Annotated in this window: 13 protein-coding genes; 8 read left to right on the top strand and 5 right to left on the bottom strand. The window is 56.7% G+C overall.

Features of this window, described 5'->3' with window-relative positions; genetic code table 11:
• The first annotated feature begins 107 nt into the window (after positions 1-107).
• The 6 genes from NUS69_RS10330 to NUS69_RS10305 are packed head-to-tail and all read left to right on the top strand — an operon-like array spanning position 108 to position 7,989.
• A complete protein-coding gene (locus tag NUS69_RS10330) occupies positions 108-3,335 on the top strand; it encodes a transglutaminase domain-containing protein (RefSeq protein ID WP_258083661.1) in 3,228 nt (1,075 codons plus the stop codon).
• Positions 3,319-4,317, top strand: a complete 999-nt coding sequence (locus tag NUS69_RS10325) for a hypothetical protein (RefSeq protein WP_258083660.1) — start codon at positions 3,319-3,321, stop codon at positions 4,315-4,317. Before NUS69_RS10330 ends, NUS69_RS10325 begins: the two co-directional genes overlap by 17 nt.
• Positions 4,314-5,288, top strand: a complete 975-nt coding sequence (locus tag NUS69_RS10320) for an AAA family ATPase (protein WP_258083659.1) — start codon at positions 4,314-4,316, stop codon at positions 5,286-5,288. Before NUS69_RS10325 ends, NUS69_RS10320 begins: the two co-directional genes overlap by 4 nt.
• On the top strand, positions 5,285-6,538 hold the full coding sequence (locus tag NUS69_RS10315) for a DUF58 domain-containing protein (protein ID WP_258083658.1): 1,254 nt from the start codon (positions 5,285-5,287) through the stop codon (positions 6,536-6,538). Before NUS69_RS10320 ends, NUS69_RS10315 begins: the two co-directional genes overlap by 4 nt.
• Positions 6,535-7,374: a hypothetical protein gene (locus NUS69_RS10310; RefSeq protein WP_258083657.1), complete on the top strand. Its 840-nt coding sequence runs from the start codon at positions 6,535-6,537 to the stop codon at positions 7,372-7,374. Before NUS69_RS10315 ends, NUS69_RS10310 begins: the two co-directional genes overlap by 4 nt.
• A 36-nt stretch (positions 7,375-7,410) precedes the next feature.
• Positions 7,411-7,989 (top strand): PH domain-containing protein, encoded by a 579-nt coding sequence (locus NUS69_RS10305; RefSeq protein ID WP_258085100.1) that lies wholly within the window; start codon positions 7,411-7,413, stop codon positions 7,987-7,989.
• Here the strand turns inward: NUS69_RS10305 and NUS69_RS10300 are convergent.
• The 4 genes from NUS69_RS10300 to NUS69_RS10285 form a co-directional block, all read right to left on the bottom strand.
• Positions 7,986-10,109, bottom strand: a complete 2,124-nt coding sequence (locus tag NUS69_RS10300) for an alpha-amylase family glycosyl hydrolase (RefSeq protein WP_407704657.1) — start codon at positions 10,107-10,109, stop codon at positions 7,986-7,988. The two genes, NUS69_RS10305 and NUS69_RS10300, sit on opposite strands and share 4 nt — an antisense overlap.
• Positions 10,110-10,181: 72 nt before the next feature.
• Positions 10,182-10,844, bottom strand: a complete 663-nt coding sequence (locus tag NUS69_RS10295; protein WP_258083655.1) for a DUF257 domain-containing protein — start codon at positions 10,842-10,844, stop codon at positions 10,182-10,184.
• Positions 10,845-10,908: 64 nt separating this feature from the next.
• On the bottom strand, positions 10,909-12,198 hold the full coding sequence (locus NUS69_RS10290; protein ID WP_258083654.1) for a TldD/PmbA family protein: 1,290 nt from the start codon (positions 12,196-12,198) through the stop codon (positions 10,909-10,911).
• Positions 12,195-13,556 (bottom strand): TldD/PmbA family protein, encoded by a 1,362-nt coding sequence (locus NUS69_RS10285; protein ID WP_258083653.1) that lies wholly within the window; start codon positions 13,554-13,556, stop codon positions 12,195-12,197. The genes NUS69_RS10290 and NUS69_RS10285 overlap by 4 nt, the downstream gene beginning before the upstream one ends.
• An 82-nt stretch (positions 13,557-13,638) precedes the next feature.
• Between NUS69_RS10285 and NUS69_RS10280 the strand changes: the two genes are divergently transcribed.
• The gene (locus NUS69_RS10280) at positions 13,639-14,148 is read left to right on the top strand and encodes a winged helix-turn-helix transcriptional regulator (protein ID WP_258083652.1); all 510 of its coding nucleotides are present in this window, start codon (positions 13,639-13,641) and stop codon (positions 14,146-14,148) included.
• Entirely contained in the window at positions 14,145-14,399 is a 255-nt protein-coding gene (locus NUS69_RS10275; RefSeq protein ID WP_258083651.1) for a hypothetical protein, read from the top strand. Before NUS69_RS10280 ends, NUS69_RS10275 begins: the two co-directional genes overlap by 4 nt.
• Here NUS69_RS10275 and NUS69_RS10270 read toward each other — a convergent pair.
• Positions 14,396-14,845 (bottom strand): universal stress protein, encoded by a 450-nt coding sequence (locus NUS69_RS10270; protein WP_258083650.1) that lies wholly within the window; start codon positions 14,843-14,845, stop codon positions 14,396-14,398. The genes NUS69_RS10275 and NUS69_RS10270 overlap by 4 nt on opposite strands.
• Position 14,846: the final 1 nt, after the last annotated feature.

The following is a 14,846-nucleotide window of genomic DNA, read 5'->3' as shown; positions in this document are numbered from 1 at the left end:
GGACGACCCAGCGATAGTTAAGGGTTTTGGAGGGTTGATGCATCGATGACCAAACTTTTACATCAATGAAAAGCCTTATATAACCCACGGGAGAAGTAGAAAATATCATGGCGAGGCGGAAATACGTCTCCTTTCTCACCCTCACACTGCTCTCCCTCCTCCTTACCTCCGTCGTGCTGGGGCCAGCCCTCATCGAGGCACCCCCCGGAACCAAGAGCATCGAGGATATACTCTCACCAAAACTTCCGCCCGGAAACGAAACCAACGAAACCGGGCCGCCGGTGGAGATTCCGGTATCGCCTCGCTTTGTCCTTCTCGTCACCGGAGCGGCGCACACCCACTACCTCAGGCTCAACGTCTACACCGACTACGTGGACGGAAGGTGGCTGACCAGAAACGCCACTAAGATTCCGAGCAATGTCCTTGCCCCCCCTGAGATAAAAGTCCCCCACCACAGCGAAAGTGACAGAATAACTGTTGTATCGTTTCTGCCCCTTAGGGGCAACCTGTTCACGTCGCTCTACACGACCCGCGTTGACGGTGCCGGGGCAGAGGCCATCCCCGAGTACAACCTCTTCAGAACCCCCCTGAACGTGACCACATACTCGTTCTCCGCAGTCAGCTACACATTTGACTGGCCGTATCTGGTGAACCTTACCGCCGGGAACCAGACGGAGTACCTCTCAGCCCCCAACGACACCCTGCTCGTGGAGCTGGCCAGGACCATAACCCTTGGCTCCCGCTCCGACTACGAGAAGGCCCTCGATATAGCCAGATACCTCGCCAACAACTACAGACACGTGGAGAACGCGACCCCCCCAGCAGGTGCAGACAGGCTGACATGGTTCCTGTTCGAGTCAAAAGCGGGTAGCTCTTACGACTTCGCCTCGGCCTTCGTGGTTCTGGCCAGGCTTAACGGCCTTCCCGCGAGGCTCGTTGAGGGAGTCTACATCGATGCAATCCCCCAGACCCAGGTGGTGACCGAGAAAAACAGGCACTTCTGGGCAGAGGTTTACTTTGAGAACGCCGGCTGGCTGGTCTTTGACCCCCTGCATCCGGACCAGAACGTTTACGTCCCCTTCGAACTCGATGTCTCGCCGCCGAGGATGACCCTCGACACCGGCTCCTCCGGAACGGTTACGGTGAAGTTCGAGAGGGTCGCGAGCGGGACTAACTCAAGCGTCACCGTGGACGTTCCTACCCTCGGTAGGATAGCGGTAATCAACGAGTCGGGGATATACAACCTGACTGTGGGGCCCTTTGGGGAGCCCGGGTACTACCCAGTCATGGTCAGGGCATTCACGAAGGCGGGAACACCGGCCTCGGTGCTCCGTCTCACCGCAGTTACAGTCCCGGGTGAGATAACCGTCATCCCGGACCAGGCCGCGGTTGGCCTCCTCAAGGAGAGCCAGATCATCCTTGGACTTCCGATACAGGGCGCCACCCAGGACGTGAGGCTCAACACGACCTCTCCACTGGTTGAGACATGGTTCTGGTGGGGAACGCCCGGAAGCGAGACCGGGATATACGTCCGGCTGGCTTCGCCTCTCAGATATCCCCTCGGATGGCACGTTGTGAACATGACCGTGACGAGCGGCGCAAAGAGGTATCCCCTCCACATCCCGGTCTTTGTTATGGAATCCACCGCGATCAGTGTGGATATCCCCCATACCCTGACGGCGGGTGATTCTCTCATCATAAACGGCACGGTGAGCGGAATCTCCACCGGAAGCGCCCCACCGCTGGGAAGCATCGTGGTGCTCCTGAGTGACGGCGAGAGAGATATCCTGATAGGGTACGGCAACCTCTCGAACGGCAGGTTTTCACTCCCCATCAGGATTCCCGAATACCTGAAGCCCATGACGAGCCAGGTGAAGGCCTACTACATCGCACCCCCCGGGTATCCGTACCTGTTCTCAAGCACCACGCTGGTGGTCAGGATAAAGGGGCTAGCAAAGTTTTCGCTCCCCGGGCTGATTTTAGCCCGACCTGGGAACGTCACAGTGGTGGGGAGCCTTATCGACGGTGCTGGTGAGCCGATAGCCAACGCCACCGTCGCCTACTACCTGGACGGGAGGTACCTCGGAAACGCAACGAGCAGAACAGACGGCAGGTTCTCCATGAGGCTGGAGATTCCGGGGATAGAACAGCACGCGCTGACCCTTGAGTATCCGGGAAGTGCCAACTATTCCCCGGCAACCATGAACGTCAGGCTCGCAACCGTTGAACTCGACGTTCCAGATAGGGTAACCGGCGAACTCGGAAAGCCCATCAGGATCAGCGGCAGGGTTATCGGGATTGAAAACGCCACGCTAAAGGCATACGTGTTCCCGGGCAAGACCTACACCATCAACGTCGTCAACGGGAGCTTCGATTTCACCGTTGAGCCATTCCAGACGGTCGGCGAGAGGTCGGTGGAGTTCAGACACGGCGCCAGCATTCTGAAGCGGATAACCGTTGCTGTGGTCTCTCCCGTGAGGATAGAGCTGCTCACATCGGAGGCGAGGGGCGAAAAAACCGCCCGGCTGAAGTTCCGGGTCGTGGATTCGGTCAACGACCCCGTCAGCGGGATATACTTAAACGTTAGCGTGGACGGCTTTGTGATGCGCGTGATGACCAACGGCTCCGGAATAGCCACCCTCGACGTCCCCGTGCCGGAGAGGGAAACCAACGCGACTGTGACGGTTGCCTTCGACGGCTCCCCCTACTACCTGCCCGCCAGCGGGAGGTTCTACGTCATAATCTCCAAAAAGCGGAAGATCCCATGGTTCTACATCGGTGTGATCGTGATAATCGGCGCTCTGGTGGCCAGATACAGGCTCGTGAAGAGAAAACCCGAGGAAAGAAGGCGGGATAGGATTCTGAAGATAATATTCAACAACGGCATACCCCTGTTCCAGGAGGGCGAGAGCATGGAGATAAGCATAGAGTGCGACGGTGAGCCCGAGCTCTACGTAGATGGAAAACCCGTTGGAAAGGGAAGGGACTTCAGGTTGACCCTGCCGCTGGGAGACCACACGATAGAGGCCAGGTGCGGCGACCTCGTGGAGACCGCCAGAGCTAGGATACTGCCCAGCTACAACGACGCCGTCGTGGAGTACTACGAGAGGTGCTTCCTCCCCTGGGCGAAGGGCGTGGGGGTGGACGTGGACGAACTGACGCCCAGGGAAATAGCTGAGACCCTCACGGACATGATGTACCCGTGGGAGCCGGTAGACACCCTCACATGGATATTCGAGAAGGCCAAGTACAGCGGGAGGAGGGTCTCACGGGACGAGTTCATACGGTTCTACCGCTCGGTGCTCGAGGTAATAGGAGGTGGCTGCGTTGTTTAAGTTCAACTGGGGAAGAATCGCGATATACATCGGTGCCCTGACGCTCATATACGCCTTCTCCACCCAGATGGAATGGTTAAAAGCCCTCCTAATGCCTGCAGTGATAATCGCCCTGTTTTTAACTGCCGGGGACGTTGCCGGAGCGATAAAGGGCAGCAACGAAGCCTTCGCCCTCAGGCTCCTTGGAGTAACCCTCGCGGCGCTTTTCCTGCCGACCGAGTGGAACGTTCCCGCGGCCATGATCGTGTTCGGAGCGGGGACTTCTGTGATGGCACCGAAACTGGAGAGCCATCCCCGGTTCATCAGGGGGGCGGGGCTTTTGATAGGCCTCTACGGCGTCTCAAGGCTTCCCCCTCTCGGAGCGATTGGGAGCGTCTTCAGCTACGCGGGCCTTTTCCTGTTCCTCGGCTACTCGATAGCCGAGCTCGGCGAGAGGTACCCGTGGACCGAGCCCGTTGAGAGGAACCTGCTCGGGCTCGGCGCCCTCGGTGCAATCCTCGGGCTCTACACAGCGGTGAGGGGAAGCCTGAGCGAGAGCCACCCGGAGATTGTGTTCTACGGGGAGTGGCTGGTTCTTCTCCTGGGCGTCATCGCGGCTGGAAGCATGGTCTATTCCTACATAAGCGAAAAAGACCCGGAGGCGTACCTCCTTTCCCAGTGGAGAAAGCACGAAGCAAAAACTGTGAAAAAGCTCGGCCCCGAGCTCGCGGAGGCGAGTAAAGCCGTCGAGGACTTCGTGGTGCGCGGAAAGAAGGCGGCACTGGTGGCGTTCATAGCCTACTACGGCTCTCGGCTCTTCGATGACAGGAAGCGGTTCGAGGCACTCATAGGAAAGATAGCCGACTACAGGGGCAGGCAGACCTCCCGGCTGACGCCGCTCTGGATAAGGCACGCCTACGAGCGGAGGGAGCTGGAGAGGAGGATTAGAATCGTTGAGGAAGTTTTTGAGGAACTGAGAACGCTCATGGGGTGGGAGTCATGATGGAGATTAAAGAGGCGTTTGAGACCCTTGAGGAGATCGTCGACAGGATTTCCAGGGTGTATATTGGTAATGAGGTTGTTGTTAGGAAGACTTTGGCTGCCGCGCTGGTGAATGGGAATGTGCTCTTCGAGGATTACCCTGGTTTGGGGAAAACCCTCTTAGCCAAAGCCTTCGGGAAGGTTTTGGGCTTGAAGTACACGCGCGTCCAATTCACGCCAGACTTGCTCCCAGCAGACATCTTAGGCACTAAAGTCTGGCGTCAAAACCTCGGAACCTTTGAGCTCATCAAGGGGCCCATATTCACGCACGTTCTACTGGCGGATGAGATTAATCGAGCGCCACCAAAGACTCAGTCGGCTCTTCTCGAAGCCATGGAGGAGAAGCAGGTGACTATCGAGGGTGAGACTTTTACTTTGGAGAGGCCGTTCTTCGTGATTGCGACTCAGAATCCAATTGAGTTCGAGGGGACTTATCCATTGCCCGAGGCTCAGCTCGACAGGTTCCTCCTCAGGCTCCGCGTTGGTTATCCGAAATCGCTTGAGGATGAGGTTGCCATTCTTGAGGCTCGCTTGTCCTGGCGGAGGGATGATCCGACGGTTGACATGGAGGCTTTGATCGATCGGGAGACTTTTGTGGGCATGCAGGATTTGGTTGAGGAGGGAATCTTCATCAGCCGGGACTTGTTGAAGTACATTGCCGAGTTAATTCGGAATGCTCGGGCTGATGAGCGGGTTGAGGCTGGGCCGAGTCCTCGTGGGGGCATTGCTTTGATGAAGGTGGCTAAGGCTAATGCTTTGCTCGAGGGGCGGGATTTTGTTCTGCCGGATGATGTTAAGGCTTACGCGGTGGATGCTTTGGCTCACAGGATTGTGGTCAAGCCCGAGTACGCGTTTGAGGGCATAAGCGGGGAGGAGATTGTGAGGGAAGCCCTAGAAAAAACACCCGTACCTAAAGAGGCGGGGGAGAAATGAGGAAAAGCCTAACCGGATACATCCTCTGGGCACTGCTCCTTGGGACGGCATTCCTCTCGCCGGGGATGATAGGCCTAGCCATAGTGCCGCTCTCCCTTCTCGCCCTGGCGATGCTCGTTGACCCCCCGAGAGGGGTGAGGGTGAGGAGAAGGCTCTCAAGGCGCGAGATAAGGCTCGGCGAGGAGGTCGAAATCAGGGTCGAGGTTACCGTGGAGAAGGGGATTGGACTGGTCGTCGTCAGGGACCCGCTTCCAAAGAACGTCGCCCTCACATCGGGGAACAACGTAGGGGTCTTCTTCAAGGGCCTGAAGCCGCTGAAGGCGGAGTACACCTACCGGATACGGCCGATGCTCAGGGGATTCTACAGGCTGCCGAGGAGCGAGGTGACCACCAGAAATCCGCTGGGGACGAGGTACATCTGGGGGCTCTACGGTGAGGAACTCAGGCTCAGGGCTGTCCCCAAAGTCATCAGGGCGGTTCCGATAGCAGAGACACGGAGGAAGGCCAAGATAAGCGTTCCTGAAACAAGCTTCTCGATAAGGGGGCCCATCTCCACGGACTTCAAGGAGATAAGGGACTACCAGACCGGCGATCCGATGAAGCTCATAAACTGGAAGGCCACCGCGAGGACGGGACGGGTTCTAGTCAACGAGTTCGAGAGAGAGGGCAAGAAGACGGTCCTGTTCATAGTTGACGCCAGGGAGGCTATGAAGATAGGGATTGAGAGCGAGAGCCCCTACGAGCACGCCATGAACCTGGTCGCGTCGATGGCGCACCGCTTCCTCAGGAAGGACTACCATGTGGGGCTGTACCTACTCGGCGCCAGAAAGTTCCTGCCGCCGGCAACGGGGCCGAGACAGCTTCATACAATGGTCAGGACGATGATGGACTTCGAGAGGGTTCAAACCGAAGAGGAAAGCTTTGCCGACGCCGTTGAAAGGCTGAAGAGGATACTCGTCCAGTACAGCCCCCTAGTCATATACGTCTCCAACGTGCTCGATAGAACGGCCGGAGAGACCAAGAAGGGAGTTCTGACTGTAATGGCCGTCCACAGGGGGAAATCCAGACCCGTGGTGGTGGACATCTCCGTCTACCCGACCCTTGACCCCAAAACGGGCACGCTGATCGAGATGGAAAAGCGGGCCATAATGGCGGAGCTGGAGGGCACCGGAGCTTACGTCGTCCGCTGGCTCCCCGGGCGGGAGGAGATTGGAGAGGTGCTGAGCAAGCTGCTGGGGGAGATAAGATGAACTTCAGGGCGGTAAAGCTGGCGGTGGTGCTTCCGGCGATAGTCCTTACCTCTCTGGCGTATTCCGACGTGTTCCGCCCAGGGGACTACCTGCTGGCGGCGGCCTTCGGGACAATCCTTCTGGGAACGTTCCTCTCCAGGGGTTCCGCCAGCGGGACTGTCTTCCTCTCAACGGTTCTTTACGCGGTGCCCTACTCGATAGCCCTCTCACAGTTCCTCCCAATAGCCTTCCCAGAAGCATACAGAAACCTGAGCGAGGCGATACTGGCGAGCCCCTACTTCTCCAGCCCCCTGGCCATCTTTGCCCTGATGGCCCTGAGCATACTCGCCGACTACGTAGAGACTGCAGAGACCTGGGAGAACGTCCTAAGGGGGCTTGGATGGAGGGGAACCGGTGGAAAGACCCTGCTCTACGGCCTTCCCGTCGTCCTGCTGGCCTTTGCCCTCTCTCTGGGGCTCATGTGGCTCGGGAGAACCCTGGGCCTTTCAACAACAGGGATATTGCTACCGGTTCTCCTGCTCGTTCTCGGCGTGGCCATGGCCTATTCATCAATCGAGGGCGGGAGCCACAGGCGGGTCATGGTTGCGGTTGAGGTTCCCCCCCTGAACGGCGAGGTGGTTATAGAGACACCCGATTGGAGCAGGGTCATGCCCCTGAGCCGTTCCGCCGCCTTCGAGTGGGACACCATCCGGCTGGAGGTCGAGCTGAAGAAGAGGCCTAAACGGGTCGTCCTGAGGACAGGAGACAAAAGGGAGGTTCTGAGTCCGCTCATAGAGAGCGTTGACGGCGAGACGCTCTTCCTGCTCTACCGGAAGGAAGAGGGGAAGGAAGGTTAATATACTCCCGCATCCGAGGATAATACGGTGAGAGTCATGGGTGCAAACCTTCCAAAGGCCGTTGTCCGGCATTTAGAACCGGATGAAAAGGTTCTGTTTACCGTCAGAAAAAAGGTCAGCCTTGAAAAGCCGAAGTGGCTGGTAATAACGGACAGGAGAATAATCTACATCGATGAGAAAGTCCTCGGAAGGTACGACATGAAGGCCATACCCTATCAGAAGCTTGAGGAGGTCACCGTTGAGCTGGGCGTCATATCATCCGAGTTCCTCATAAAGGGCGAGGAGAACATAAGGCTCAAGCTCGGCTGGATGAACAAGGAGCAGGCGAAAAACGCGATAAACTCCATAAAGGACGCCCTCAACGCGATAGCCGTCGAGCCGGTAACGATAGAGGTCAAGAAGGGCCTGACCCACGAGACATGGGTTCTGAAGAAGCCCAAGGAGTTCGTGAGCAGGGTCGTCTCGGCTGGAGCCACGGTTCAGCATCCCCCTGCGCTGGAGAAGAAGGAAGACCCCATCGAGAAACTCAAGAAGCTGAAGGAGCTCTACGACATGGGCATTATAAGCGCCGAAGAGTACGAGGAAAAGAGAAAGAAGCTACTGGAACAGATTTAACCCCTTTTCTTCCAGATTATCAGAGCCGCCCCGAGCAGGAGGGCAACGAGGAGGTATGGGAGGGCGTTCTCTCCGGTGGGTTTCTGGACTGTCGTCGTTGGCATTGCAACGATGGAAGGCTCATCCCTAAGGACAACAACCGTGGAGTTCAGGAAGCCGTAGAGGGTGACGTTGAGGGGTTCAAGCTCCCCCCACGGAGAGCCGGTGTAGAGCTCCGCCGAGAATGCCGTTCCGTTGGGGAGAGGGGCGACGGTGAAGTAGTAGCCCGTCGATGATTTAAGGAGCGGCCTCGGCTCGGCCAGCTCCGACAGGTTGCCCCTGATCCAGAGGGTTCCCGAAAAAGACACATTCACAAGGCTCGCGTTAAAAGCCAACAGCACCGGAATGTCGTTCCCCGAATAGTAGCGCAGCTTTGCCGGTTCGCTGGCCTTCCTCCCGGTTTTGACTACGACGTCGAGCCACGCTTTTTGACTTTTCACCTCGGGAACCTCAACGAGTATCTCGGTCGAATTCCACGAGAGGACCCTCGCCTCAACGCCACCGATGATGACCCTTCCGGAGGAGCCGAAGCCGGCCCCACCTATGAGGATTCTCTGACCGGGCTGGGCAATGTAAGGGGTTACCGAACCTATGAGGGGTTCTTTTTGCTCCCCTTCGATGTGGAAGACGTAGAAGCCGTTGCGTCCGAGTTCGAGGGAGGCCCTTCCATCCGAAACGCTCATCTCGGCCCCGTAGAGGGCGTCGCGGTACTTTCCGTCGGGCCAGCCGAGGTTGAGGGTCAGACCCACAGGCGAGCCCTTGTTCATAACCACAAGGAGTCTATGGCTTCCGAAGGTTCTCTCAAAGGCCCATACAGAGTAGTTGGCGTAAACCGTTCTGAAGTCTCCAAAGGCCAGAGCATCGTTGGTCTTTCTCAGCTCAGCTAAGGTTCTGATTATATGGGCGGCCTCGGTGGTGTTGTTGAAGGCCATCATCGGCCGGTTGTAGGGGTCGCCCTTTCCGTCTTTGCTCACCAGGTAGCTCTCATCGCCGTAGTATATCACCGGGATCCCGGGTAGGGTCATCGTCAGTGCCAGGGCCATGTGGAAGCGCTCCACCGCGTCGTCCCGCTTTGCCGCGTTGAGGAAGCGGACGAGGTCGTGGCTGTCGAGGAAGTTAACCTGTTTGTTCGGATAGACGAAAAGGGAGTAGTAATCCTCAAGCGTTCTGGAGAGGGTTTCAAGGCTTCCCACGAAGCCGAAGGTCCTCACTATGTCCTCCCTTATCGGTATGTTGAGGACCGGTGAGACATTGGAGTAGCGGTAGAGCTCGTGAAGGTCGTCGCTCCTTTCCGGAGAGAGCGAGTAGTACTCCCCGTAGATGAAGAGTGGCCCTTTGGAGTAGAGGCGCAGATAAAAGGCCTCCAGCCAGCCGAGTTCCATGTGCTTGACGGCGTCGATCCTGAAGCCGCAGGCACCTGAATCGGCAAAGAGCATCGCCCCCTCGGTGAGGTACGAATCGACCCACGGGTTGAGCTGGTTGAAGTCAGCTAAGCCGAAGAGGTTGGCGTACTTGAGGGGGACTCCAGACCAGGTGAAAATGTTGCCGTTGTGGTGGTAGATGTCCTCCCTGATGCCCGTGTAGGGATTAACACTGGCGTTCCTGGTGTCTCGGTAGTAGTCCGTTACAAACGTGCCGTTGTCGTAGAGAGCTCCAAACTCGCCGTCCATTGCAGGGTTGGAGTGGTTGGGGACGTAGTCAACGATTACGCACATGCCCCTCTTCTTGGCTTCCTCCACTAGCTCCCTGAAATCCTTCCAGGTTCCGAAGTGCTCCTCTATGCGTTTGTAGTCGCGCGTCCAGTAGCCGTGGTAGGGGGCAGAGCCGTGTGCCATTTTGTTTATGTTGTCGTTGAGCGGAGAGACCCATATCATGGAGACGCCGAGGCTCGCTATGTAGTCGAGCTTTTCTGTCAGGCCTTCCAGGTCACCTCCCCAGTAGAGGCGGTAGCTTGTGTGGGTCGGGTCGTAGAAGGGCTCGTTGTTGCTCTGATTCCCATCGTAGAATCGGTCAACCATCACCTGATAGACTACGCCCCTCTCGGGAACACTGTAAGCTTCCGCCAAAGGCACCAAGAGCATCAGGACGATAAGGGTTACCAGAACTGACCTCACAATATCACCAGGAGTGATAAGAATGTAGCCTTAAAAACTTCACGTTCCCTTGACATCCTTGAAGTTCAGGGAAACGACCGCCCCGAGTATCTCGTCACTGGCTGCCTTTATTGCCATCAGGCGGTAGTTACCACTCTCAGCTTCCCACCGGAGTACGGTACTCGCGGTCTCCTCAAGGAGGGGCAGGAGCTCCGGGGTTCTTTTCTCCAGCACGTCGCGGTTTATGAAGTAGAGGGCAAAGCGACTCTTCCTTCCGACAAAAGTCGAGATGTTGCGGACGAGCCTTATCACGTCCTGCCGCTCAAGTGCCACGAAGAGCTTGTGTATCCCGAGAACCGGGTTGCACACTACCTTTTCAGGCACGACCTTGTCGTATATCTTGCCGTAATACTTGAAGTCGAGGGAGTACTTGTCCACCTCCACCCTTCCGACGACGTTGCCAAACTCCCTGCTACCGCCTATCTTTATCACAGGAATCTCCATTAAATCATCCGTATCCAGCCCCATCAGTTCAAGCCGGGTCACGTATTCGGCGAAGGTATCGGAGATGTCATCGATGAGAACCGGGTGGCCGGCATTCGTGCACCCCCTGCAGATCAGGTACAGAAGTATTTCCGGGGAGGACACCGAACTGTACTCGACGAGCACAGTCTCACCGGGCCGGATATTGAAGAGTATCACGTCAATCCCGCGGTATGCCATACACACGCACCCAAGTAGCTTTTAAGACGTGTAACTATAAAAGCTTACCTAGGAAAATCGAAATTTACACGAGCTTGGCAATGCCAAGAACCCTCGGCGAATAAAATGAGCCTTTTCTGTAGACTTTACGTCCTATTGCGTTTAGAGTGCGGAGGAACCCGAAGGCGTTTCCAACGAGCATGTTGTCCCGGAACGGTATGACATCTCCGTCCTTGATAATGTAGCCCAACTCAACGGTCAGCGAGAAGTCGCCGCTGACCGGGTTTGCAGTGTGCTCGCCGAAGACCTTCTTAACAACTACGCCCTCAAACTCCTCCAGGTTGTCCCTTCCTGCCCCAACCACCACGTTGCTCGTCCCGATATGGGGCATAGTCCTGAAGTCCCTGACAGCGTTTCCAGTGCTCTCCATGTTCAAAAAGCGTGCGTAAGTCTCATCGAGAAGGAACGAGCGTATAACGCCATCCTCCACCAGAACTGTCCTCTCGCCGGGGTTTCCTTCACCGTCAAAGGGGAAGCTCCCGACACCCGCAGGTATCGTTGCGTCGTCAATGACCTCCAGTCCCTCCGGAGCCACGTTCTCCCCCGGCTTGGAAAAGCGGCTCCTCCCGTAGTAAACACCGTCGCCGAAGAGGTTCTCAAGAAAGATTCCAAGGATGGCGCGGAATGCCTCGGGCTCAAGAAGAATCTCACCCGAGTAAGGCTCCGCCTTCCTGGCGCGATAGCTGAGCTCTGCCTCTTCAATTGACCTTTTGATGGCATTCTCAAGCTCCTCAACGGGCTGGAGTGACCGATAGGCCTGATAGTACGAACCGGAGCCCGTCCGCTCACCCCTCTTCACGGCGTAAGCAGAGACGCTCATTCCGGTGCCCCTTCCCTCAAAGAAAATTCCGTTGGAGTTCGCTATCCCGTAATTGCTGACCGCAAGGGCTATCGAACCCGAGAGGGTCAGTGAGTCATCTTTCAGCTCGCGCATCTTGGCAGCGAACTCCCCGGCAAGGGAATGGGCCTCTTCAAAGGGAATCTCGTCTATCCTCCCGTCGTAGAGCCCGTCAACGCGGGGCACCCTGGAGGGGGTCGGGAATCCACTGAAGGGGACCTCGCTAACTCTGGCGAGCTTTACGGTTCTCTTCACGAACTCCTCAAGGGTCTTCCGCTCGTGGTTAAGGCCGGTTATGTAGGAAAAGCCCAGCTTCCCATTATAGCCCACGCGGAGGCCTATGCCGGAGTGGAACTTCCGCTGGGAGCGCTCAAGCCTCTCCCTCTCTATTCTGAAGGAACCTCCCCGTCCCTTCTCCCAGTAAATCTCCCACTCAACGTTCTCACGTTCGAGTATGCCGATGAGCTCGTCGATCACCGCAATCCCCCCACGAGGGCCCGTGTAAGAACGTGCGGCCCGCCGTCATCCACTGGAACCCACTGACCCTTCCCGCAGTAGCCCGGGAACTCTATCCTGAGGTCATTCCCTATGGCCCGGATGTTCTTCAGGACGTCGAGGATCCCGCCCGAGAGTGCCACATCCCTCACCTGGGCTTTAATTTCGCCGTTCTCGATTATGTAACCCTCCTTGGCACCGAAGGTAAAGGTGCCGTTGGCCGTGTCAACTTCGCCGCCCTTGTCCCCTATCATGTAGAGGCCGTTCTTGACCTCCTCGACCATCTCCTCAAAGCTCCAGTCTCCGGGCTCGACGTAGGTGTTGCTCATCCTCACGAGGGGCTGATAGCTGTAGCCCTGAGCCCTGCCGTGACCGTTTGGTTCGAGGCCGAGCAAAGCGCTCGTCTCGCGGTCGGTGAGGTAATTCACCAGAACGCCGTTCTTTATTATCTCAACCCTCTTGGCCTTTATCCCCTCGTCATCGTAAACATAGGAGCCGAACTTGCCCGGAAGCGTTGGGTCGTCCACGACGGTTAGCCCCTCGACGGCTATTCTTTCACCCAGCTTACCAGCCAAGATGCTGTCGCCGTTCTTAACGGAATCGGCCTCGACGGCATGGCCCAAAGCCTCGTGGATGAAGACGCCGGTAAGCTCGGGATCAATTATGATATCGAACTCGCCGGAAGGGGGCGATTGGGCGTGGAGAAGTGAAATCGCTTTCTCCCTCACGAAGGAAGTCCAGCGGCTCAGGTCCATCCTTTCGACCAGCTCCCAGCCGGCCGTTCCTCCGAAGCTTTTCCAGTAGCTCTGCATCTCGCCGTTCCCCCTGGCAGTCACGGAGAAGCTCAGCCTCAGCCTCGGGACGACCGTCTCTATCTCGCTTCCGAGGGAGTTGAAGTAAAAGCTCTCCTTGAGGCCGTCACCGTAGTAAACGCTCCTGTTGGATATACCATCTCCACGGAGGAGCGAATCGATCTCCTTTACGAGGGCGAGCTTGTCCTCGATATCCACATCCAGAAAGCTCCTTTTTGGCCTTATCTCCGCCCTATCCCTCACAGGATCACCGAGGTAAATCCTCGAATCACCCTTAGAAAGCTTCGCTATCTTCATGGCGGTCTCTATGGCATCCCTGGCCCGGCTCATATCGTTGGCGCTCGAAAATCCCCACGCCCCGTTGAAGGCCCTGACCCCTATGCCCACCTCGGTGTTCACCCCCAGCTCTTCCAGCTGGCCGTTCTGCATCGTGAGGTGTGATGCGGTAACTCGTGTTACACGTATTTCATAATATAATATACCGTAACGTCCCGCGAGCTCCTCGGCGGTTCTTAATAGATCCTCCATCCTCCCACCGATGGACATAAAAGGGATAGCGTTTATATGGGTTCCCATAGAGGAATGAACCACAAGCGTTTAAGTGTTGGGTATGGAGAGGCGTAATGAAATACTCCAGTACATCCAGAGCAAACCGGGGATAACCTTCAGGGAGCTGGCAAGGGAGCTCGGAATAGGCATAGGTGACCTGCAGTACCACCTCTACCGGCTGGAGAAGGAAAAGAAGGTGTTTTCAAGGAAGCTCGGAAAGAGGCGCTACATATTCCCTGCGGGCTTTGAAAGGGAGTGCCAGAAGCTCATCATAGCAATCTCGACCGAAACCCGGAGGAGAATCCTCCTGCTCCTCATGGAAGGCCCCCTAACCCAGAGCGAGATAGCCAAAAGGCTAAGGCTCAGCCAGCCTACCGTGAGCTACCACATGGGAGAGCTCCTGAAGCTCGGCATCATCGAGGCCAGGAAGGAGGGGAAGAGCGTGGTATACACCCTCTCATACGACCCGGGAATAATAGCGCGCGTCATAAAGGACTACCGGCCGAGCCTCTGGGAGAAGCTGGCCGACAACCTGATAGATCTGCTCACCAGCGTGGGTGATGAGGAATGATCGAAACCATACTTACAGTCACGGCACTGATCCTCGCACTGGCCCTTGCGGGGATCTCGTTAATAGCTTATAAGAAGAGCCATCTCCGCGCGGCACTCTACCTGATAGCCGCGTTCCTCCTGCTGGCAATAAAGAAGGTCATAGAGACCCTGCATCTGGCGGCGTGGATAGAAAAAGACGTGAGCATAGCCGTCGGCACACTGGAGGTCATAGTCTTAGTTCTCTTTGTTCTGGCACTTTGGAAGCGCTAGCGAACCACCATCACCGGAGGCTCTATCGAGCCAACGACCTCCTCCAGAAGGCTTCCTATCCTCGTTTTTCCACTCCTCCCGTAGGCCCCCATGACGACAAGCCCGTACTTTCCGGAGTTGGCCTCCTCAAGTATGGTGTCCTTGGCCGAGCCCTCCACGATCCTTATCGAACAGTTCACACCCTCCTGGTGGCAGACCTCAAGGAGGTTCGTCATTATGTCCTTTATACTGGTTTTCATCTCCCTCCATATCTCCTCCTCGAACTTCTGAACATTTTTCAAATCCTGGCTCAGTATCCCCATGTTGAAGGCGAGAGCCTTGGCCTCCCTCCTATCCAATACTGAGAAGAGCGTGAGCTTACCTCCCCTCCTCTTCGCTATGGCTATCGCGTGCAGGGCTGCCTTCTGGCTCCACTTCGAACCATCAACGAGCACGAGTATCCTCATA

This window comes from Thermococcus thermotolerans, assembly GCF_024707485.1.
Lineage (GTDB): Archaea > Methanobacteriota_B > Thermococci > Thermococcales > Thermococcaceae > Thermococcus > Thermococcus thermotolerans.
This window is presented reverse-complemented; position numbering and strand designations above follow the sequence as displayed.

Coding starts and splice junctions, on each gene's coding strand:
- NUS69_RS10330 (WP_258083661.1), top strand. CDS start 108: ATGGCGAGGCGGAAATACGTCTCCTTTCTCACCCTCACACTGCTCTCC.
- NUS69_RS10320 (WP_258083659.1), top strand. CDS start 4,314: ATGATGGAGATTAAAGAGGCGTTTGAGACCCTTGAGGAGATCGTCGAC.
- NUS69_RS10315 (WP_258083658.1), top strand. CDS start 5,285: ATGAGGAAAAGCCTAACCGGATACATCCTCTGGGCACTGCTCCTTGGG.
- NUS69_RS10310 (WP_258083657.1), top strand. CDS start 6,535: ATGAACTTCAGGGCGGTAAAGCTGGCGGTGGTGCTTCCGGCGATAGTC.
- NUS69_RS10305 (WP_258085100.1), top strand. CDS start 7,411: ATGGGTGCAAACCTTCCAAAGGCCGTTGTCCGGCATTTAGAACCGGAT.
- NUS69_RS10300 (WP_407704657.1), bottom strand. CDS start 10,109: ATGCTCTTGGTGCCTTTGGCGGAAGCTTACAGTGTTCCCGAGAGGGGC.
- NUS69_RS10295 (WP_258083655.1), bottom strand. CDS start 10,844: ATGGCATACCGCGGGATTGACGTGATACTCTTCAATATCCGGCCCGGT.
- NUS69_RS10285 (WP_258083653.1), bottom strand. CDS start 13,556: ATGGAGGATCTATTAAGAACCGCCGAGGAGCTCGCGGGACGTTACGGT.
- NUS69_RS10280 (WP_258083652.1), top strand. CDS start 13,639: ATGGAGAGGCGTAATGAAATACTCCAGTACATCCAGAGCAAACCGGGG.
- NUS69_RS10275 (WP_258083651.1), top strand. CDS start 14,145: ATGATCGAAACCATACTTACAGTCACGGCACTGATCCTCGCACTGGCC.
- NUS69_RS10270 (WP_258083650.1), bottom strand. CDS start 14,845: ATGAGGATACTCGTGCTCGTTGATGGTTCGAAGTGGAGCCAGAAGGCA.